Origin of the sequence: Hymenobacter sp. YIM 151500-1 (genome assembly GCF_025979885.1) — a bacterium.
Lineage (GTDB): Bacteria > Bacteroidota > Bacteroidia > Cytophagales > Hymenobacteraceae > Hymenobacter.
This window is the reverse complement of the sequence record NZ_CP110140.1, coordinates 60,753-81,128: the sequence shown is the minus strand read 5'-3', so window position 1 is coordinate 81,128 and position 20,376 is coordinate 60,753. Positions and strand designations below refer to the sequence as shown.

Annotated in this window: 19 protein-coding genes; 5 read left to right on the top strand and 14 right to left on the bottom strand. The window is 61.5% G+C overall.

Features of this window, described 5'->3' with window-relative positions; translation table 11 throughout:
* Window positions 1–37: 37 nt before the first annotated feature.
* The 13 genes from OIS53_RS20295 to OIS53_RS20235 all read right to left on the bottom strand — a co-directional run bounded on the left by OIS53_RS20295 (window position 38) and on the right by OIS53_RS20235 (window position 12,270).
* Entirely contained in the window at window positions 38–1,147 is a 1,110-nt protein-coding gene (locus tag OIS53_RS20295) for a hypothetical protein (protein ID WP_264682558.1), read from the bottom strand.
* Between the two features lie 38 nt (window positions 1,148–1,185).
* Window positions 1,186–1,842, bottom strand: a complete 657-nt coding sequence (locus OIS53_RS20290) for a hypothetical protein (protein ID WP_264682556.1) — start codon at window positions 1,840–1,842, stop codon at window positions 1,186–1,188.
* A 15-nt stretch (window positions 1,843–1,857) separates the two neighbouring features.
* Window positions 1,858–2,511, bottom strand: coding sequence for a hypothetical protein (locus OIS53_RS20285; protein ID WP_264682554.1), 654 nt, complete (start codon window positions 2,509–2,511; stop codon window positions 1,858–1,860).
* 27 nt (window positions 2,512–2,538) lie between these two features.
* Window positions 2,539–3,096 carry a hypothetical protein gene (locus OIS53_RS20280; protein ID WP_264682553.1) on the bottom strand — a complete coding sequence of 186 codons (558 nt, stop codon included), beginning with the start codon at window positions 3,094–3,096 and terminating at the stop codon, window positions 2,539–2,541.
* Window positions 3,097–3,127: 31 nt separating this feature from the next.
* Window positions 3,128–5,614: a TraG family conjugative transposon ATPase gene (locus OIS53_RS20275; RefSeq protein WP_264682552.1), complete on the bottom strand. Its 2,487-nt coding sequence runs from the start codon at window positions 5,612–5,614 to the stop codon at window positions 3,128–3,130.
* 27 nt (window positions 5,615–5,641) lie between these two features.
* Window positions 5,642–5,974 carry a DUF4133 domain-containing protein gene (locus OIS53_RS20270; RefSeq protein ID WP_264682550.1) on the bottom strand — a complete coding sequence of 111 codons (333 nt, stop codon included), beginning with the start codon at window positions 5,972–5,974 and terminating at the stop codon, window positions 5,642–5,644.
* A gap of 9 nt (window positions 5,975–5,983) precedes the next feature.
* A complete protein-coding gene (locus tag OIS53_RS20265; protein ID WP_073285643.1) occupies window positions 5,984–6,301 on the bottom strand; it encodes a DUF4134 domain-containing protein in 318 nt (105 codons plus the stop codon).
* Between the two features lie 44 nt (window positions 6,302–6,345).
* Window positions 6,346–7,143: a hypothetical protein gene (locus tag OIS53_RS20260; protein ID WP_264682547.1), complete on the bottom strand. Its 798-nt coding sequence runs from the start codon at window positions 7,141–7,143 to the stop codon at window positions 6,346–6,348.
* 359 nt (window positions 7,144–7,502) lie between these two features.
* On the bottom strand, window positions 7,503–7,805 hold the full coding sequence (locus OIS53_RS20255; protein ID WP_264682545.1) for a hypothetical protein: 303 nt from the start codon (window positions 7,803–7,805) through the stop codon (window positions 7,503–7,505).
* 99 nt (window positions 7,806–7,904) lie between these two features.
* Window positions 7,905–8,666 carry a LytR/AlgR family response regulator transcription factor gene (locus OIS53_RS20250; RefSeq protein WP_264682544.1) on the bottom strand — a complete coding sequence of 254 codons (762 nt, stop codon included), beginning with the start codon at window positions 8,664–8,666 and terminating at the stop codon, window positions 7,905–7,907.
* 34 nt (window positions 8,667–8,700) lie between these two features.
* Complete coding sequence (locus OIS53_RS20245) at window positions 8,701–10,518, bottom strand: sensor histidine kinase (protein ID WP_264682542.1); 1,818 nt, start codon at window positions 10,516–10,518, stop codon at window positions 8,701–8,703.
* 226 nt (window positions 10,519–10,744) lie between these two features.
* The gene (locus OIS53_RS20240; RefSeq protein WP_264682540.1) at window positions 10,745–11,443 is read right to left on the bottom strand and encodes a hypothetical protein; all 699 of its coding nucleotides are present in this window, start codon (window positions 11,441–11,443) and stop codon (window positions 10,745–10,747) included.
* Window positions 11,444–11,454: 11 nt separating this feature from the next.
* Entirely contained in the window at window positions 11,455–12,270 is an 816-nt protein-coding gene (locus OIS53_RS20235) for a ParA family protein (RefSeq protein ID WP_125423199.1), read from the bottom strand.
* A gap of 748 nt (window positions 12,271–13,018) precedes the next feature.
* Between OIS53_RS20235 and OIS53_RS20230 the strand changes: the two genes are divergently transcribed.
* The 5 genes from OIS53_RS20230 to OIS53_RS20210 all read left to right on the top strand — a co-directional run bounded on the left by OIS53_RS20230 (window position 13,019) and on the right by OIS53_RS20210 (window position 20,143).
* Complete coding sequence (locus OIS53_RS20230) at window positions 13,019–13,342, top strand: plasmid mobilization protein (protein ID WP_264682538.1); 324 nt, start codon at window positions 13,019–13,021, stop codon at window positions 13,340–13,342.
* Window positions 13,339–14,208: a relaxase/mobilization nuclease domain-containing protein gene (locus OIS53_RS20225; RefSeq protein WP_264682536.1), complete on the top strand. Its 870-nt coding sequence runs from the start codon at window positions 13,339–13,341 to the stop codon at window positions 14,206–14,208. Before OIS53_RS20230 ends, OIS53_RS20225 begins: the two co-directional genes overlap by 4 nt.
* 127 nt (window positions 14,209–14,335) lie before the next feature.
* Window positions 14,336–16,354 (top strand): conjugal transfer protein MobC, encoded by a 2,019-nt coding sequence (gene mobC / locus OIS53_RS20220; protein WP_125423418.1) that lies wholly within the window; start codon window positions 14,336–14,338, stop codon window positions 16,352–16,354.
* 220 nt (window positions 16,355–16,574) lie between these two features.
* On the top strand, window positions 16,575–18,713 hold the full coding sequence (locus OIS53_RS20215; RefSeq protein WP_264682535.1) for a DUF3945 domain-containing protein: 2,139 nt from the start codon (window positions 16,575–16,577) through the stop codon (window positions 18,711–18,713).
* A gap of 338 nt (window positions 18,714–19,051) precedes the next feature.
* Window positions 19,052–20,143, top strand: a complete 1,092-nt coding sequence (locus OIS53_RS20210) for an IS110 family RNA-guided transposase (RefSeq protein WP_245855421.1) — start codon at window positions 19,052–19,054, stop codon at window positions 20,141–20,143.
* Here OIS53_RS20210 and OIS53_RS20205 read toward each other — a convergent pair.
* Entirely contained in the window at window positions 20,140–20,373 is a 234-nt protein-coding gene (locus tag OIS53_RS20205; protein WP_071884577.1) for a GDCCVxC domain-containing (seleno)protein, read from the bottom strand. The two genes, OIS53_RS20210 and OIS53_RS20205, sit on opposite strands and share 4 nt — an antisense overlap.
* Window positions 20,374–20,376 lie beyond the last annotated feature (3 nt).

Below are 20,376 nucleotides of genomic sequence, written 5' to 3'. Positions count from 1 at the left end.
GCTAGGGAGGGCTAGTGAGGAATAAGTGGGCCCGGGCTTAGGCGGAGCGGCGGCCGAAGACTCGCTCCCGCAGGGCGGTGCCGGCGCGGTGGCCCAGCTGCTCGCCCCAAGACCGGTTGTCGGTAGTGGCTGCCCCCGTGGCGGCGGCCGCCGCCACAGGGGCAGCGCCCAGGCGCGTGGCCGCCCCGGCCGCGGCGCCTGCTGTGGCGGCGGTGCCCACTAGCGCCCCCTGCATGGCGCGGGCCACGCCGCTCACGCCCGAAGCGGCCAGCATCATATCCGTGATGAAGGGAATGACCAGGTAACCGGCAATGGCAATGCAGAGAAAGACCAGGTAGCCGAAATCGGCGGAGTCGACGCCGGCGCCGGTGTTAAGGCGGCCGATGTCGGCCTCCAGCATCATCACCTGAAACTGGCCCATGATGGCCCCGAAGATGTTGGCCACCGGCACCCACAGACTGATGGTGACGAACTGTCCCAGCCACTTGGCGATGGAGTCGGTGAAGCCGGGAAAAATGGCAATACCGAAGGTCAGCGGACCCAGCACCGAAAGCACGATGAGCAGGAAGGTGGCCAGCACGTTGACGAGCAGACGGGCGGCAATGTGGAAGAGCTCCAGGGTGTTTTTCATCCACTCCCGGAAGTCCTGCTTCACTTCGTACTTGAGCTTGTCAAAGCCTAAGGCGGCCTGCTGGCCCAGGTTGCTCATGCCCGTGGCCCCGCCCAGCTCTTCCAGCCGCTTTTCGTAGGCCTCGTCGGTGGCAAAGTACTCGTTGCCCGGCTGGCGGGCCAGCAGCGCCTTTTTCTGCTGCTGCAGCTGGTCAATGCGGGCGGTCTGGTCGGTACGCACCGAGTCGGTGCTGGTAGCCAGCGCGCCCGTGACGCCGCGCAGGCCGCCGAGCAGCTGCGGAAACAGCAGGATGGCCAGACCAATCAGGAAGGGGCGCAGCAGCGGGTACAAGTCAATGGGCTCGGCCCGGGCAATGTGGCCCCACACCCGGGAGCTGATGAAAACCAGGGCGGCAATGCCACCCACGGCGCGGCCCAGGGTAACGAACTGCGCGACCAGCGGCAGCATCGAATCGTAGAGCCGGCCCAGCATCTGCTCCATTTGAAGCATCTGCATGGTAATTGAGTTCATGTCCATAGCGGCGGGAAATGCGGTGGGAGAAAAGCGGCAGGGCGCTAGCGGGCGGCGTCTGCGGCCCCAATCAGGGCCAGTACCGAGGCACGGTCCTGCCGGGACTGCTGCTGCTGGTAGGCCACGGCCCGGCACTTGTTGGTGTAGTAAGTCATCAGGTGCTGCTGCTGCTGCATCCGGTCGGCGATGCGGTTGATGAACTTGAGGCGCTGGGCATCCGTCATCTGAGCCCGGTTGGTGGTCATGATGGTGGCCAGCTCGGCGATGAGCGACACGTTTTCCTGCAGCAGCACCTGGTACATGGCGGAGGCCTCGCTGACCTGCGCGGGCGTGAGGCCCCGGGTGCGCAGCTCGGTCACGCCGCTGGAAAACTGGGTAATCATGGTCGCCTGGGCGTCGTAGATTTCCCGCACCCGGCGGTAGTTGCGCACACCGGTGCTGATTTGCAGCAATCCACGATACCACTGCGCGTGCAGGGCTTGGGTTTGGTCGGTGATGCCCTTGATGGCCGTGCTGAGCTGTTTGATGTCGCCGGCCAGCACCTTGGCCCGGCCTTTCAGGGTGGTCGATACGCCCTGGTGGAGAATCTGCTTGCGCGAGATTTGCTCGGAGATGGGCGCCGATATCACTGTTTGGGCCCGCGCCGGCCGGGTCACCAGGCTCAGCAACACCAGCAGCGCGAAGATGGAGGCAATTCTCATCGGTAGCGGGTGGGGTTAGCGGGCGTTGGCGCCCATGAACGATAGAAGGGTCTGGCGGTCCTGCTCGATTTGCTGGGCCGCCCGCAGCTGCATCATGTTGCGCCGGGTGAAGTAGCTGACCAAGCCCAGCTGGTCGGTGATTTTGGCGTCCAGCTGGTCGATGAATTCCATGCGCTCGGCATCGGTCATCTTGAGCATGGCCGGGCTGACCACCGTGCGCAGGTCGGCTACGGTGTTGGCTCCTTCCGTCAGCAGCTGAGCGTACACGCTGGTCATCTGCGTGAGCTGCTGGGGGCTGATGTAGGGCGAGGTGCGCAGCACGTTGATGGCATCCGAGTACTGCTGGATAATCTGGGTTTGCTTGGCGTAGATGGAGCGCACCCGCCGATAGTCGCGCACGGCGGCGCTGACTTTGAGCAGGCCGTCGTACCATTCTTTGTGCTGCTCCAGGTTCTTGCGGGCAAAGGTTTTGGTCAGTTCCTGCTCCTTCACCCCGAAGGCCACGAGCTTATTGGCTGCGGCCTCCAGCCCCTTCATGGTCTTTTGCAGGCCGGTCTGCACCGCGCTTTGCCCCTCCAGCAGCGGGGCCGATACCACCAGCTGCGCCGAGGCTTGGGTAGAACTCAGTCCTAGCAGGACTAGGCTAATAAGGATGATTTTCTTCTGCATGGGCGGCGCGTTTGCGTGGTGGTTGGCTTACTGATTCCGGGTTTGCGGGTGCAGCAGGTACTTCATATGCCGCTCGGCTGCGAAGCGGGCCTGGCCGGTACCGCCCTCGAAGCCCAGCAGCGTGGGCAGCGCCTGCGTCGCCGTCACGTTGGGCTCTTTGGTCAGGGCCAGCAGCATCGTGGCCACCGTTTCGCAGCGGCCGGCCAAGCCGTTCCAGGTGGCCACGTCTTCGGACTGCACCCGGGGCAGGCCCCGCGAGCGGGCTACCGTGCGCAGCACGTAGCGGTAGCGGGCCCAGCCGCTGCGTACCACGGGGTGCTCTTTCACCGAAGCGTCCAGGTCGCTGTCCTGCCAGGCTGCCACGAACTGAGCGTAGCGCCGGGCCGCCGCCTTGTCGGCCGGGTCGGCGGTGGGCAAGGCCACCAGGCTGTCGGCTAGGGCCTGCGCGGCGGCTACCGCGGCCGAAGCGGGCGCAGGAGCGGCGGCTGCAGGGGCTGCCGCCGGCGAGTTGGCCGGGGATGTATCAGCGCCGCAGCTGCTGAGCAGCGCCAGCGGCAGGGCCAGGTAAAGCAGTGGATTGCGCATCGTTTTTTCCCTTTTGTTGATGGTTCGCCCCCTACCCTTCGCGCAACTCGGCGGCGAAGAGCTTGATAGCCGTGGGCATGTCGCCGGTCTGGCGCAGCTTCTCGAACAGCCGCACTTTCTCGGTTTCCTCGGTGGTGTAGGTCACGTATTCTTCCTTCGATACCTCGATGGCGTACACCTTCGACACCACCCCGCCCAGCGAGATGAATACCTCGGTGTAGCGGCCGCGCGCGGGCTGGTTGTCACGGTTGATGCTCAGCACCAGGTCTTTTTCCTTGGGCGTGAGCGAGAGCAGGGCCTGAATCTCCTCGAAGCGGTTGATGAACTTGCGCTGGTCGAGCAGAATCTTGCAGTCGGAGTTGTTGATGATGGCGTCCTTGACAATCTCGTTGCCGATGATGTCGTCGATTTCCTGCGTCACCACGATGGCCTCTCCAAAGAACTTGCGCACCGTCTTGAACAGGTACTTGATGTAGGCGGCCATGCCGGGCGTGGTCAGCGCCTTCCAGGCCTCCTCAATCAGAATCATCTTCCGCACGCCTTTGAGCTTGCGCATCTTGGAGATGAAGGTTTCCATGATGATGAGCGTGACCACCGGAAACAGGATGGGGTGGTCCTTGATGTTGTCCAGCTCGAAGACAATGAACGGGGCCTGCACCAAGTCCAGCTCCTTGTCGGAGTTGAGCAGGTAGTCGTACTCGCCGCCGCGGTAGTAGGGCCCGAGCACGTAGAGAAAGTTGTCGAGGTCGAAGTCCTTCTCGCGCACCTTCTCCTCTTCCAGCACCTTGCGGTAGGTGCCCTTCACAAACTCGTAGAACGTGTTGAAGCTGGGCTGGATAGCCGGGTTGGCTTCGAGCATCACGTAATACAGGCTCACGGCCGTGGAGAGCGACACGTACTCGGACTGGCTCACGGTTTCGTCGTCCTTTTTCCAGAGGGCCTGCAGCAGCGTTTTGATGCTTTCCTTCTTCTCCACGTCGAGCTTGCCCGAAATCAGGAAGGGGTTGAAGGCAATCGGGGCATCCTCCTCGTAGGTGAAGTATACCCCGCCCACCAGCTCGCAGAGGCCCTTGTAGGAGTTACCGGTATCCACCAGCAGCACGTGGGCGCCCTGCTCATAGTACTGGCGCACCATGTGGTTGGTGAAAAACGACTTGCCCGAGCCCGAGGGGCCGAGCACGAACTTGTTGCGGTTGAAGATGACCTGCCGCTTCATCGGCTCGTCGGAGATGTCCACCAGCACGGGCTTGCCGGTGAGGCGGTCGGAGAGCTTGATGCCTTTGGTAGCGCCGGTGCTGCGGTAGTTGGTTTCCGAGGCCCAGAAGCACACGGCCTGCTCGATGAAGGTGTAGAAGGTTTCCTCCGCAGGAAAGTCGCCGGCGTTGCCCGGAATGCCGCCCCAGTAGAGCGCAGCAATGTCCACGGTGTTCTGCCGGGGCTTGCAGTTCATCTGGTTGAAGGCAGCGTTGACCAGCTTGCGCACCTCCGTCAGCTCCTCCTCGCTGCGGCCCCAGGTCAGCACGTTGCAGTGCACCCGCACCGGGCGGCGCTTCTGGGCAATTAGCTCGTTGAGAAAGGCGTGGTAGTATTCCACGTTGATGGCGTTCTGCCGGGAGTAGAGCGAGAGGGAGGTGAGCCGGTCCTTCTTCTGCTCGAAGGTTTTCACCGTTTTCTGGGTGTTGTCCAGAAACACGTACTGGTTCAGGATGTGACTGTTACCCAGCAGCAGCCCCAGCGGGGCGGCAAACGAGATGGGGAAGTCCGAGTACTCGGTGCTGTAGGCCTCGTAGCGGATGTCGGTTTCCACCGAGGTGGGCAAGTCGTCGAGGTTGGCCACCGAGAACATCTGGCAGAACTCCTGCCCTACCTTCAGCCCGTTGGTTAAATCCAGGTCCACCTGTAGGGCCTGGTCGGACAAGTCCAGCGAGAGGTACTTTTCCAGCAGCCCGGCCTTTTCCTGGGTGCCGGCCAGCTCATCCGACGTAAGCCGGTGCGAGCGGATGAACGGTGCGTTGGTCGGCCCCACCCCTTCCAGCGTGCGCACGAACTGGCCTACGCTGTCGAAGAAACTTTCCAGCACCTTCGTGTCGAGCATGTCCTTGGGCACGATGTGGCGGCGGGCCAGCAGCCCCGAGGTGCTGCCCCAGTTGGGCCGCTCCGACGAGGTTTTGGTGATGTAGAGGTAGCAGAAGTGGTTCAGGAACGGCCGCTCGTTGAAGTGCCGCTCGTAGGCGGCGGAAAGCAGCGTGCGCTCAGCCTCGAAGCCGGGCGCATACTTGTCCTCCACGTACCAGTCCTGCTTGTGCACCACGCAGTGGTCGGGCAGCAGGCGCACGGCCTTTACGAAGGCGGCTTGCAGCTGGGCGTAGTCCTCGCGCGAGAGGGTGAAGATTTCCGGCAGCTCCAGGCGGAACGCCACCGTCACGTCCGCATTTTTCGAGACGAGGCAATCCTTCTCCACCTTGTAGATGGGCTGCTTGGATTCCAGGGAAACGGAGGACAGAACCTTGTTGCTCATAGGCAGGGAAAGCACCCGCCCCGGCCGCTACGCGCGGCCGGGCGGGTCCTGGTTGAGGCGTTGGAAAAGGCGGCTGTGCCGGTTGGTGATGTAGCGGGGCGCGGCGCGACGGGCGGCGGCTTTCATCAGACCATGCTCGCCGAAGCGGCGGTTCAGGGCAAATACCCCGGCCCACATGCCGCCCCCGGCCAGGAAAGTGAGCAGCACGGTGAGTACCAGCGGCACGCCCGCCAGGTAGCAGGTCACGAACAGGGCAAACACCAGCCCGATGCCGGCCACCAGAAAGTAGATGTTGCTGCCCACCAGCCCCTTGAATTCGACGGGCTTGTTGATGCCGCGATTGAGGTCGTAGACGGGCATGACGGCGGCTTACAGGAAGAACGAGCGCACCACCGTGGCCACGATGACCAGGAAAATCATGGAGCCAAACCACGACACGGCCGTTTTCTGGGTGTCCTGGTCGCCGGAGTTCCACTTGCTGTACACCTTGATGGCGCCTACCAGGCCCAGCACCGCCCCAATGGCGTACATGAGCTTGGTGAGCGGGTCGAAGTAACTGGTGACCTGGGTAGTGGCATCCTGGATGCCGGCCGTGCCGTTGCCGCCCCCGGTTTGGGCGTAGAGCAGGTGCGAGCTGAGCAGCAGGGCCAGGATGGCCAGCGAGGTACTAAAACGCTTCTGGTTCATACGAATGGGAAAGAATGAGACGTGGGGGATGGGCCGGCCGGGCACTACAGCTCGTCGGCCCCGAACAGGGCGGCCAACTCGGCCTGGTATTCTTCTAGGTGCTGGGCCATTTGCTCGGCCAGGCAGGTGCCCTGCAGGCCGGCCGGGGCGGGCGGGTTCTGGCCCGCCTGCAGCAGGGCGATGTACTCGCTGACCGAATCGGCGGCCACCAGCTGCGGCGCGGGCCCGGCCGTGATGATGTCCAGCGGGGAGGCCACCGGCTCTTCGAACGAAGCCAGGGGCTCGTAGCCCTCCGGCAGCTGCTGCTGGCGCATGGGTTCGGCGTCGAGGAGTTCGGCGGGGTGGTCAACGTCTGCCTCGGCGTGGGCCTCGCGCCGTACCAGCTCGGCCAGGCGCTCATCGGCCTGGTCGGGGGCTTCGGTCCGGGTCTGGTCCTGCGCCGCGGCCTGCTCTTCTGCCGAGGCCGAAGCATCATCCATCGGTGTGCTGTCGTCGGCGCTCTGGTCCTGGCCGGTGGCCGTAGCGGTGGAGGCTGGCAACTGGCCTTCCACTACCGATTCGGTGGCTGGGGGTAGGTTCTCGGCGGCACCTTCCTCCGCAGCCGGGGCTTCCGGGGCTGCTGCGGTTGCCGCTGGCTGGGTCGGCGCAAAGGCTGAGGTCGGGCGCACCAGGGCGGGCGGAGCCGCTACGGTGGCCGGGGGGCGGCTCGCGCCGAGCTTACTGTTCGTAAGCAGGGAGGCGAGTTCGGTGCGGTAGTAGAGCAATCCGACTACCAGGTAGTAGAGCAGAACCACGACCAGCATAAACAGGCCAAACTGGCTCCAGGTATAAGCACTGAGCATCGGCAGGAAACAAGCGTGGCACCTCGGGTCGATCGACCTGAGCGTGGACGTGCCAAACCGAGGTTTGACTTGTGCAAACCTATTCGGCCCCAAAACCCGATTAGTAGAAAGTTGACGAACGGTTAAAATCGGGTGGTGAGGTGCACCGACTCTACACGAATGGAATGCCCTTTCTGGCCGTTTTCGCGCCAAATGGTCGAATCACCGTTGCTTCCGGCGGAGCTGCCCGCCTCGGCACCATGGGCGCATGCCAAGCGGGCCCACAGCATTCTTTCAAGCAAGACAACCCACCGAGAACACAGGCCAGCAGGCTCGGTCCCCGGTGGGTTGTAGCAGCCCGTAGGCGGGCAGTACGCTCGTTAAAGTCGTTCGTGGAGTAGCTGCCGCAGGTGGTGGATGAGCTCGGTCTTGTACGCTTCGGTTTCTGACTCAACGGCATCCGCCGGGAACCCGGCCGCGGTCAAGGCTTCGTTGAACTCAGCCAGCCGGGCATTGGCTACGCCCATGGCTTTGGAGGCGGCCAGTTTGTCGAGGTTGTCGGCCAGCTCATCCAGCCGGTCCAGCCCCTGACTGCCGCTGCTGAGCCCGGCCTCGTTCATTGCCTCATCCAGCAGCGCCTTGGAGGCCGTTAGGTGGGCCTGGCGTTCTTCAGTTGTTTGCATAGACTCGGATAGAATTGCGTAGGTGCCAGCCCGAAGATAAACTACTGGCGACCAACAGTCAGCGGGTGGAACGGAAAATTGGGTAGCAACGCAGCGAGACTACCCTACCAGGTGAATGCGGCTCTTGAGCTCATCCTTGCAGGAGCGGCTCACCGGCACGTATTCTTTCCCCAGCAGCACGCTACTTTCCTCGTAGGCCTGCACGTGGTCCAGGTTCACGATGTGGGAGCGGTGGGTTTTGAAAAACTGGTCGGGCAGCTTCTGCTCCAGTTCCTTAAGGGTGGAATCAAACACGAAGTTTTCCCGCACGGTGTGCAGGCGCACGTAGTTCTGCAGGGCCTCGAAGTACAGGATGTCGCTGAGCAGCACCTTGACGTGGCCCGAGCCTTTGCGCACGAACAGGTAGTCCTTGAACTTGGGGCAGCGCTCGGCTGGGCCCAGCACTTCCGCGCCGGCATCGGCCGTGTCCAGCACCGGCCCGACCGGCCCGGCCTGGTAGGCATTGAAAAGGGCCAGCTCAATCTGCACCCGCAGCGAATCATCGGTGAAGGGCTTGACCAGAAAGCCGTAGGGCTGGGCCAGCTTGGCTCGGTTCAGGGTGGCCGAGTCGGAGCGAGCTGTCAGAAACACCACCGGCACGGCAAACTGCCGGCGCACGAGCAGCGCGGCCGCGATGCCGTCGCAGTCGCCGGCAATGTTGATGTCCATCAGCACCAGCTCTACGGGCTGGGTGGCCAGCACGCTCAGGGCCTCGTCGCTGTTGTCCACGGGCGGCAGGGGCGTGTGGCCCAGCCGGACCAGGGCGCGTTCAATTTCGGCGGCAATCAGCAGTTCGTCTTCAACAATGAGGATGGTAGCCATAGGGTGGGATAAGGGACTAGGAGACGGGCCAGCGTCACGCGCTGGCCACGACTACCTGGGTGCCCGTGGGGAGAAGGGGAACGGTCGACACGCTGGCTTTGAGCTGTCGAGCTAGGGTATTAACCAACTGCAAGCCCAGCGAATGAGTTTCGGACGCTGTTTCCGCCCCTGGTAATCCGGCCCCGTCATCCTGCACCGTCAGCTGGAAGCCGGCGGCGGTCTGTTCCAGGGCCACATGCAGATGACCGCAGTCCAGGTCCCGGAAGGCGTGCTTGTAGGCGTTGGTTACCAACTCGTTGACCACCAGGCCCAAGGCGCTGGCTTCTTTGGGGTCCATGACCAGCGGAACCAAGCTGCTGGTCAGCTGGATGCGCTGCTGGGGCGTGGTGAGTGAGCGGTGCAGGGATTCCAGCAGCTCGCCCAGGTACTCGTTCATGCGCACCTGCGAGAGGTTGTCGGCCCGGTACAGAAATTCGTGCACTAGGGCCATGCTCTGGATGCGGGCCTGCGAACTGGCCAGGGCCTGTTGCAGTACGGGGTCGGGCAGGGTGCTGCGCTGCCAGGCCAGTAAGCTACTGACCAGTTGCAAGTTGTTTTTGACGCGGTGGTGTATTTCCTGCAGCAACACCTCCTTCTCGGCCACGGCCCGGCAGTTGGCCTGGTTGGCCAGGGCCAGCAGGGCTTTCTGCCGCCGCAACCGCCAGTACAAGCCCCCGCCTACGCCGATGGTGGTGGCGAGGCCGCCCAGCAGCAGCCAGAGCGAGTGCAGCTGGGCCCGCTGGCTGCGCTGCTCAAACTCGGCCGCCTTTTTCTGCTCGGTGAGCAGCTGCACGTCGTAGCGCACCTGCAGCTGGGCCAGGGCCTGCGCCTTGTTGCCGTTGAAGAGCGAGTCGCGCAGGTCCTGCGCCCGGGCGTCGAGCTCATCCGCCCGCGCGGGGCGTTTTTGGTCAGCATACGCAAAGGCCAAACTGGACAGGGCATCCGCTTCGTATTCGGGCATTTTCTCCGTGCGGGCGAGGGCGAGGGCCAACTCGGCCGTCCGCTGGGCAGCCCTTGGCCGGCCCTGCAGGCGGTACACCCGCGCCAGCGAAAGCGCCGAGCTAGCCGCTTGGGGCTGGTAGTGGTAGCGCTGCATGATGCGCAGGGCCCGCTGCATGTTCGTGGCAGCGGCCGCCAGGCTGGCCCGCGAGCGGGGCGTCAGCTTGGCGTAGACTTCGCCCCGAAACTGGTACACGTAGCCCAGGCCGCGGGCATCGGCCGCGCGCTGCATGTAGGGCAGGGCCCGCGTGGCGTAGTGGAGTACCGAGTCGTACCGCTGCAGCACCAGGAAAGTGTTGGCTAGGTTCAGCAGCAGGCCTCCCCGTTCCCGGGAGCTAACGGACGGGGTGGCGGCCTGCTGCCGGTAGGCCTGGCGCAGGTAGCGCAGACCACCAGCCGCGTCCTTGGTATCCACGGTCACCAGCCCCAGGCACTGGGTAAAGCGCCACTGCTCGCGCGGGCGGTGCGCGCGGGTGAGCTCCACCCCCTGCTGGCTGTAGTGCATGGCAGCCACGTAGTCGGCGGCCCGCTCGCAGTTCACCACGAGCTCGTAGAGGGCATTAGCCGCCCGCGCCCAGTCTTGCCGGCGCCGGGCCAGGGCTACCGCCTGCTCCCCAGCCCGGCGGGCCTGCGGCACATCCTGGGCGAACAACTCGTCGCTCAGGGCTTGGAGCGCTTGGTAGCGCACGGAGTCGGGCAGCTTCGGGCGCCGCGCCAAGGTTCGGAGCGAGTCGATGAGTTGCGGCGCCCTAGGAGAAGCGGACGTTCGGGTGTTGGCCCAGGCGCTAGGGCTGACGAGGAGCAGGCCGAGCACGGCCCAGAAGGCACCGCCCCTCACGCAGTAACAGATTTTGGGTAAGGTAGTGATTGGCAGAAAGTAGGTGTAGACATAGCGGACGGATAGTGCAGCCCCTCCCCTACCCCACCGCTAGGCGGCGCATCAGGAAAAGGCCATAGCGGGAAAGGAAGCGGCCAGCTCAACCAGAGAAGGTGAGCCGGCCGCTATACGTATCGAGAAGCCCTGGGATACCAGTGCTGTCCTATTTTTTGGGGGCCATCATCTGGCGAATCTGCTTTTTCATCGCCTTCTGCAACTGCGCCTCGTGCTCTTCCCGAAAGCGCGTGAGGATGTTATGGATGATATCCGGGGCCGAAGCCCCTCCGCCCAGGATAAAGCCAAGCTGGGTAAAATATTGCTGGTGGTCGGCCGTGATGCGCAGGGTAGTCGTCTTCTTTTCCGCCGACGGCACAAACAGCTGCGCCAGGTCAAGCTCCCCGCCCGCCGCCGCGACCGGCGCGGCAACAGCTGGCTCGTCATCAGCTTCCGCTTCATCTTCCGCTTCCGGCGCGCTAGCCGCGGCTGACGCAGGCGGTGGCGCGGAGGCAGGCGTGTGCGGCTCCTCCCCCACCGGTGCCGGCGCCACCGCTACCGGTTCCATCGCTTGGACAGGTGCAGGTGCCGCCGGTACGGGCGCCGCTGGCGCAGGCGCCGCCTTTTTTCCCTCTGGTTCCTTGGCTGCAGCCGGCGAAGTGGCTGCGGCAGCGGGAGGTGTCGGAGCCGCCGCAGGAGCTTCCGGAGTTGCAGATGTTGGTGCCTCAGCCGGCGCCGGCGTGGGCGATGCCGGCCGGGGCGCGTCGCCCATCAGGCTGAACGCGGCGACGCCCGACGTAAGAGCGGCTAGTTCACGCTGGCGCCGCTCGGCCGCGGCTTCTTTGGATTCGGTTGTTTTCTTGGCCATGGGAGCGGGCGTTATTTAGCGTTGTCGTCGAGGGTTTCAATAGCAGCGGGAGCAGGCTGCTCAAATTCCGTGGGCGTGAAATCGATGGTTTTGCCCGAGGGGGTAACGGTACCCTTGCCGAGCACTAGCTCCAAAATTTCAGTAATCAGACTGCCCAGACCGAGTTTGCCCAACTCCTTTTCGGGCATGGGAAACATCGTGGAGCGCTTATCCTTGATGCTGACCAGTGATTCCACGCGGCTGTTGAGCAGCGGGTAGCCCTTCTCGCGGAACAGCTCGGCGGTTTTGGTGTAAACTGTCCGCTTTTCCGCCTTGAGAAACTTGTTCCAGAAAGCGTAAAAGCCTTCCAAGTTGGATTCCGGCCGCTGCTTGCGGGTGAAGTTGCCTAGGATGTGCATGTAGGACATCGTGGAGGCAATCGTGCCCATGTCCGGCTCCATGGGCAAGAAGATGTAGTCCACCCGCTCCAATAGCTCTGTCAACCCCACAACGTTGACTGTACCCGGCGTATCCACCAGAATAAAATCGAACTCTTTCTCGGCCAGGGTATCAATGGCCTCAACGGCCTTCTCCACGCTAGAAATAGCAATGGGATACGGCGTTACTCCCTGCTTGATGAGTCGCTCCTGAAAAGCTACGTCGGATTGCAGGAGTTGCTGCTCATGGTTGCGGTAGGCGTGCAAGGTGTTCTGCGGATAGTCGCAGTCGAGCATCGCTACTTTGTAGCCATAGAGGTAGCAGAGTGCCGAGGCGACGTGCGTACCGATGGTGGATTTGCCAGCCCCACCCTTTTGAGTGGCAAAGGCTATTACCCGAGTCTTGTTCATGGGGAGAGCGTTGTTTTTGAATGGCAGCTAGTTGGTATTGTGCTTCAATGCTTCAGCGCTCCAATTTGTCTGCGTAGCGCTGAGACTTTGCTTCTGTGCTTCAGCACATCTTAAAATTAGTGTAACATTGAAACAAGGAAGCAGTGCCTCAAAGATACGCAGCTTCAGTGAAATTTAGAGGCATTGAAACGGCTTGTCGATGCACCAAAGCTTCACAGCTTCAATGAATCAACAGCCCATTGCATCCTTGAAGCATCGAAGCTGTGAAGCTGCGAAGCGGATTAAATTTAAAAAGCCTTTGTTTTGAAGCATTGAAGCGCTGAAACATTGAAGCGCGCAAAAACTTTGTGTTTCATAACTAACACAACCATTAGCCTTGAAGCAATGAGTCATTGAAGCAATGAGTCATTGAAGCGGAAACCTCAAAAGAGTTAGCCACAATACAAGATACTTTATTTGGCCTGATATTATCACCAATAGCCGATACTAAAACTGCTTCATTGAAGCGCAGATGCAACGAAGCACAGAAGCATACTAGCTCTAGTCCTAGCCCCGTTCAACGCCCTCGTTCAATCGGCTCGTTCATCGACCAGTAAGCCATGTCATTGTCCGGACAAACTTCGTTTGCCCGTTTCAATAACACCGCCATGTTCGCAGGCTCACATGGCTTGGCTTGCTAACTTTAGTCGCTTAGATTTGCGTAGCAAGGATTGCGTAGCCATTGCTCCTAAAGTATCGTAGATAGCTCATGGAATCAGAAAAGCCGGATGAAAGGACTGCCGAGGCAGCGCGCACTTCGCGTATTGACGTGCGGGTAAGTCCAGACGAAAAAAAGGAACTGCAGGAGAAAGCAAAGGCAGCTGGCTACAAGAAGGTGTCAACGTATCTGCGTGATGTTGGCATGGGGGTAGAAGTGAAAGAGAGTGTACCCGCTGAGTTACGGCGACAATTGGTTGGAATTGGCACAAACCTTAATCAGATTGCTCGTTTAGCGCAGGCCGGCAAATCATTTAGCAACCATGAGGCGCAATTGCTAGAGGCGCTAACAGTTATTAGAAGCTACCTGGTATGATTGCGAAAACAACTACCGGCAGTGACTTTGAAGGTGCACTAACGTACGGGGCTGGCCAGCGGCAGGGCAGGGGCAAAGAGCCAGGGGAAGCGCCACTCTTGGTAGTGGCTAATGTGATTCCAGGCAGCCCGAAAGAGATGGCGCAAGACATGCAAGCCGTGGCGGCCCGTAGCAAGCGTGTGCAGAAACCGGTGTGGCATACGGTGCTTTCGTGGAAAGCTGGAGAGGTAGTAAGCCAGGCACAAAAGGTAGCTGCGGCCAAGCGCTATTGTGAGCTGATGGGCGCCCCGATTGACCGACACCAAGTGGTCGTGTATGAGCATCGGGACAAGAAGCATGCCCACGTGCACATCTACCTGAATCGGGTGCCGATTGATGGTGGCCCGGCGTTGCGAACGGACAATAACTTCTATCGGCAGCCGGCCATCACGCGGCAGATAAGCCAAGAGCTGGGTATGGACCCGCTGCCTGAGCGGCGGCGCAGTTTGAAGGCACTGGACCCAACCAAGGAGGCGGCGCGGCAGCGAGTGAGTCAGGCGCTGGCGCAGTTGCTGCGGCAGACGGATAGAGCAGGGGAGCAGTGGCTGGCTTTGCAATTGCAAAAACTGGCCATTGAAATTCGCTACACCCACGATAAGGGCGGGGTGCTGCGCGGCGTCAGTTTTGAAATGGATGGGGTAGCACTTCGGGGCCAGGAGGTAGGCTATAAAGGCGCGCAACTGCGGGAGGCGTTGGCGGCACCTGCGGGGGCGGCGATGGAACACAAAGCTGAGCACGAAGCCCGTCCCGAGGTATTGCCTGCACTCCCTCAAACGTTGCCTCCTCAACGGCCGAAGCCGGCGCGTCGGAAGGGGCATGAGCGCTAGGACCAGGTCGGAGACGTGGTGACCCTTCGTGTGCTGAGCGTGCACCTCACCGCTGACTTTGAACCGCTCGTCAAGTAATCCGTGCCAGCGGCAGGGTAGGGCAGTAAGTTGCTTGATTCACCAAGTGATTCAAGCGATGGAAGATGAAAAGGGGCTACGGAAAATCATGGAGTTTATGCGTCTGTTTGCCATCGGGCTACTGGCCGTAAACATCTACTATTACTGCTTTGGCTACTTCCGCGGGCTGGGCTGGACGACGGGCGTGGTAGAGCACCTGCTGGAAAGCTTTACGCGCAATACGTTTTTGTTTAAGGCCAGCTGGGTAAGCAAGAGCCTGGCCGTGGTATTCCTGCTGCTCAGCTGCCTGGGCACGCGGGGGCGAGCCAATCAGGAGCTTAAAGGCCGAACGGTGGCGGGCTCTGCCGCGCTGGGGTTGCTGCTGCTCTTCGGGTCTGATGCGGTGCGCGGCCTGACGCTGGGGGCGGGGCTGACGACGGTGCTCTACGCCGGGCTGCTGACGACGGGCTTTCTGCTCTTGCTGAGCGCCGGGGCGTGGCTAAGCCGGCTGTTCAACAACGACCTGCTGAAGGACATTTTCAATAAGGAAAACGAGAGCTTCCCGCAGGAGGAGCGGCTGATGGAAAACGAGTACTCGGTGAACCTGCGCACGGAGTACCAGCTGCGCGGCAAGAAGCACCAGGGCTGGCTGAACGTGGTGAATCCATTTCGGGCCACGATGGTGCTAGGCACGCCCGGCTCGGGTAAGAGCTTCGCCATCATCAACGAGTTTATCCGGCAGCACCTGGCGAAGGGCTTCTGCATGTACATCTACGACTACAAGTTTGACGACCTGAGCCGTATCTGCTACAACACGCTGCTGCGCCACCAGGACAAGTTTGACCGGCCGGTGGGCTTCTACGTCATCAACTTCGACAACCCGCGCAAAAGCCACCGCTGCAACCCGTTACTGCCTGAGCTGATGACTGACATCGTGGACGCCTACGAAAGCGCATCGACCATCATGCTGAACCTGAACAAGAGCTGGATTCAGAAACAGGGAGACTTTTTCGTAGAGTCACCCATCAATTTCGTGGCGGCCATCATTTGGTTTTTGAAGCTGTTCGAGAAGGGCAAGTATTGCACCTTTCCCCACGTCATTGAGTTTTTGAGCCGCGACTACGAGGAGATTTTTCCGGTGCTGGCTTCGTACCCGGAGATTGAGAACCTGGTAAAGCCTTTCGTGTCGGCCTTCCAGAAGGATGCTATTGAGCAGCTGGAAGGCCAGATTGCCAGCGCCCGGATTCCTCTTAGCCGGCTGGCGTCGCCCCAGCTCTACTGGGTGATGTCGGGCAACGACTTCACGCTCGACATCAACAGCAACGAGGAACCCAAGGTGTTGTGCGTGGGCAACAACCCCGAGCGACAGGCCATCTACGGGGCCGCGCTGGGCCTTTACAATGCCCGCTTAGTGAAACTGGTCAACCAGAAGGGCAAGCGCAAATCGTCGCTTATCATCGACGAGCTGCCCACCATCTACTTCAAGGGCCTCGATAACCTCATTGCCACGGCCCGTAGCAACAAGGTGAGCACCTGCCTGGGCTTTCAGGACTTCTCGCAGCTGGAGCGCGACTACGGGCAGAAGGAGGCCGAAGTCATCAAGAATACGGTGGGCAACGTGTTCAGCGGGCAGGTATCGGGCAATAGTGGCAAGTGGCTGAGCGAGCGGTTCGGTAAAATTCTGCAGCGGCGCCAGAGCCTGAGCATCAACATGCGAGAGACGAGCACCAGCCTGTCGACGCAGATGGACAGCATGATTCCGGCCAGCACCATTGCCAACCTAACGCAGGGTAATTTCGTGGGAGCGGTGGCCGATAACTTCGGCGAGGAAATCGACCAGAAGGTGTTTCACGCCCGCATCCAGGTGGACGTGAAAGCGGTAGCGGCGGAAGCCAGCAACTATCAGCCCATCCCCGACATTACCAGCTTTATTAACCCGGCCACGGGTAAGGACGAGGCTGAGGAGATGATTAAGGCCAACTTCAACCGCGTGAAGATGGACGTGAAGGAGCTGTGCGCCCGTGAGCTGGCCCGCATCAAGCAGGACCCGGCCTTGCGCCACCTGATTAAAGAGAAGGCCGAGCAGTAGAACTGGCTGCGCATTACTGGGCACGGTAGAGCAAATGTGCCAGCCTGAGGACGCCATTCGTGTACCCGGCCGACACCTCACCCCCTAATTCTGACCACTCGTCAAGTTTCTGGTAAGCGCCTGGTTGTAGCCGATAGGTTTGTAGCGTCGAATTCCGGGCGGCTCGGCCCCTGTGCTGGGCGGTCAGGGTAACTTTTTCCTTCACCTATTCCACTTTCCGATGGCCGAGCAAGATGATGCGATGACCCCAGCGCCGGACGTATGGTACCTAAGTGCCATACCGACCGCCAACGGCAACATTAGTGGGCAACTGCTACAGCGCGAGCCCGCCGGGCACACCCTATACCAGCTTCAGATAAGCCCGGATAATTCCAGCCAGGCAGCCCTTTTGCCAGCGCCGGGGGCCGATGGCCGGTTGTTAAATGCGTTTGACAGCGCCCTGCTGCGCGCATTTACCACCAACCGGCTTCCAGGTCGGGAAGACAAATTCCTAGCGGTTGAGAAGCCCACGCTACTAGAAAAGGTGGGCGACAACTGGAAAATTGCCGAGCTGGGCCGCGTCGGCTTCAGCGCTACGGCGCCGGTGCACCAGGCGCCGGTAGCCGTAGCAGATGAGCTTCTGGCCACCGGACAGGCCCCTACGCAATCGATGCCAGGAGCTGACGAGGTAGGCCCGACTCCGAGCGTTGCGCCGGCCGATGATAAAGCTACTGCGGGGTTGGCACCCAATGAGGTGTCGGCCGGCCCGGCTGAGCAACTAAGCAGCGCCTCGCAGGGGCAGGCCCCACCGGTAGGGGAGGGGCCGGAAGCCCCCGCCGGCCTTGCTACCGACGTAGCTACTGCGGCGCCCGTGGGCGAATTACGCATTACCTGGCAGCAGCAAGGCGACGAAGTGGCCCCGCTGCTGGAAATGCGCGCCTACCTCGACCAGCTGCGCGAAGCCGGCGTGGCCGTGGGCGCGCTGCAGTTTGAGCGCAACCCGGCGGGCAAGCTCATGGGGGGCTTCGCAGTCAGCTACGACCCGCAGTCCAACAAGCTGGGCCAATTGGAAGCGACACTGCAAGGCTTCCGGCAGGTGGGCCACGGCGTGGCCGTGGTAGAAAAGCCGGCGCAGGCCGCCGCCCGCCGGCAGGAGGTGGGCTACGACGACGGCTACGAGCCCCCGCGCAGCAAGCAGGTGCGGCAGGCATTCGGCGCCAGCCAATGGGACGCGCTGAGCGCCCAACTCGCGGCCGTGCCCCGACACGCGCTGACCGTTCCGGAGCAGGGGCAGCAGGCCGCGGCCGAGCAGCGCGTGCAGCAGCTGGCTCAGCGGCAGGGCAAGACCACCGAGCAGGTGCTGCGCGACGGCAAGAGCATTTTTGACATTGACACCAGCGGCAACCCTGCCTCCGCTTTTCTGAAAAACTTCTATGCCCACCTGAACGGGGGGCCAAAGACCCGGCAGCACCTGGAGGTGGATTATGAGAAAACTCGCCAGGACCTGCAGGCGCGCCTGCTCAGCCGGGCGGGTAATGCCCAAGCGGAAGTTGTCCCCGAACAGGTACCAACTGCCCCGAGTGCCCGCGTGGTGGCTGCAACCGACGCCGACAAGCCTACTTCGCCTGAGGTTGTCGCTCCGGCGACTCCCGTCGCCACGTCATTTCAGGCCAGCGAAGTGCCGCAGCAGGTGCTGGCCTCGCTGGGCTTAACCATGCAGACGCTGGAGCAGAGCGGGCAGCTGGAAAAACTACTCAGTGGCCGGCAAACCGACTTGCTGGCCATGCAGGTAACGGGCCGGCCGGACCAGGACCCCGTTCGGTTTGAGGGGAAGATGGTGCTGCGCCGCGAAACCGACGGCACGGCCACGCTGAAAATGGAATTACCCCAGGCCCGGCTGGTGATACCCAACGAGATTGGAGGCCTGCCGTTCACCCCCGAGCAGCGCCAGCAGCTGGAAACGGAAGGCAACGCCGGCCTGCTGCGCGGCCTCAAGGACGAGCAGGGCCGCCCCTACAACGGCTACGTGGCCGTGGACAAGGCCATGAACAAGGTGGTGATTCTGCCGGAAGACAAAGTGACCCTGCACGACACCATTGCCGGCGTTAAGCTCACGCCCGAGCAGAGCCACGACCTGCGCGAGGGCAAAGTGGTGGCCCTGACCAACATGGCCAGCGGCGACGGCGGCCGGAAGTTCGACGGTACCGTGCAGGTAAACGCCGCCAAGGCATGCATCGAGGTGCGCCCCGCCGCGCATGAGCTGGCTCAGCGCCAAGCGCCGCCGACGCAGCAAACCGTACCGGCCGCTACCAAGACGGTCGAGCCCACCCCGGCCAAAGCGCAAACCGTGCAGGTGAAAACCCGGGGCCCGCGCCACTGAGCGGGCTGGCTTCTGCCACACCAACACTATCTGCCCCCAAGCCCGGAAGCACTTTTCCGGGCTTCTTTTTTCCGAGCCTTCTCCGGTCTAACCCATCCCTTGTATGATTGCAGTGCCTTTCGTAGAAGGGTAGCCAGAAAAGGAAACGAGGTCACCAACTATCCCTAAATGCGGGGCTTCGGCCCTGACATTGCGCGTTAGAGACTGTGCCTCGTTTCCCGTTTTTGCCTGAAGACTGAACAGTATGGAGGGAGCCCGGCGTTGGCATCCCGCATTTGTGCAAGGAGAGTTGCGGTAAAAACCGGACTGGCTAGTTCTTCCCCTTTTTTCATTTCCTTATGCCTACCGCCCATCCCTGCACCAGCCCACTCAAATTTGTCGTGGGCATCGACATTGCGAAAGATACTTTCGTCGCCTGTTTTGGGCAAATTGATGCCCGCCAGCACCTGCGCTTCGGCAAACAGACATCATTCGACAACACGCTGACTGGCTTTGCTGCTTTGCTTAGTTGGACTGAAAAACAAGCGGTGCTGCCGGCTCCCATTTGGTTTGTAGTAGAGGCCACAGGCGTCTACTACGAAGAACTGGCCTATTTTCTAAGTGATAAGGCGCAAGCACTCAGCGTGCTCCTCCCCAACAAGGCGAAGCATTTTGCACAGAGCACCGAGCAAAAGAGCAAAACGGACCAACTTGATGCGCGCTTACTCTGCCGGCTCGGGTTGGAGCGTGCCTTGCCTGCCTGGCAACCGCCCTCACCAGCCTTACGGCAATTACGGGCGCTGGCCCGCGAGCGGCAAAGCTTAACCGGACATGGGGCACGCCTCAAGGTGAAAATCCATGCCTATCAGCACAGCTATCAACCCGATGCCCGTTCCCTGTCCCGCTTGGCCACCCAACAAACACTTATTCAGCAGCAGTTGCTCGCCGTTGACCAGGACCTCGCCGCCTTGCTGGAAGCGGAACCCGAACTTGGTCGCAAGTTGAGACAGCTGACGAGTGTGCCTGGCATCGGTTTGACCACCGCTATCGTGGTCGTCGCCGAAACCAGCGGCTTCGTGCTCGTGGATAACGAGCGGCAACTGGCTTCCTACGCCGGGTTGGATGTAGTGCAACGCCAAAGTGGGCTGTTTGCCGGAGCCACGCGCATCTCGCGCCGAGGGAACGTACGCTTGCGTACGGCCCTTTATCTACCGGCTATCAGCAGCTTGCGTTACAACCCGCAGCAGATGGCCTTCTATACCCGACTGCGGGCGAGACACCCCAACGGCAAGCCTGGTGTGATTGCGGTCATGCGCAAACTCCTCCTGCTTTGCTACTCTCTGTGGAAAAATGACCGGATGTACGACCCGCAGTACCACCCCGCAGTTAACGAATTAGCAGCAGCGCTCGAATCCGTTCACCCCGAAACCAACGAGAAAGCACCGGTTTAGCCGCAGCAACTTCCTGAACCTTGTTCCTGAATGGGCGGACAGGGCACCGAGCCATAAGAGCAGTACACGCAGCAATCACCGGCCAGCGGTTTCAAGACCGTGTGGCAACTCGTGCATTCGTAGAAATATTGACAAGCGTCGGTCGGCATTTGCTCCGCTTGCGCGTGGCCGCATACCGGGCACGTTAGGACGGAAGTAAGCAACGGGGCCTTTGGTTCGAGCGTAAGCATGGA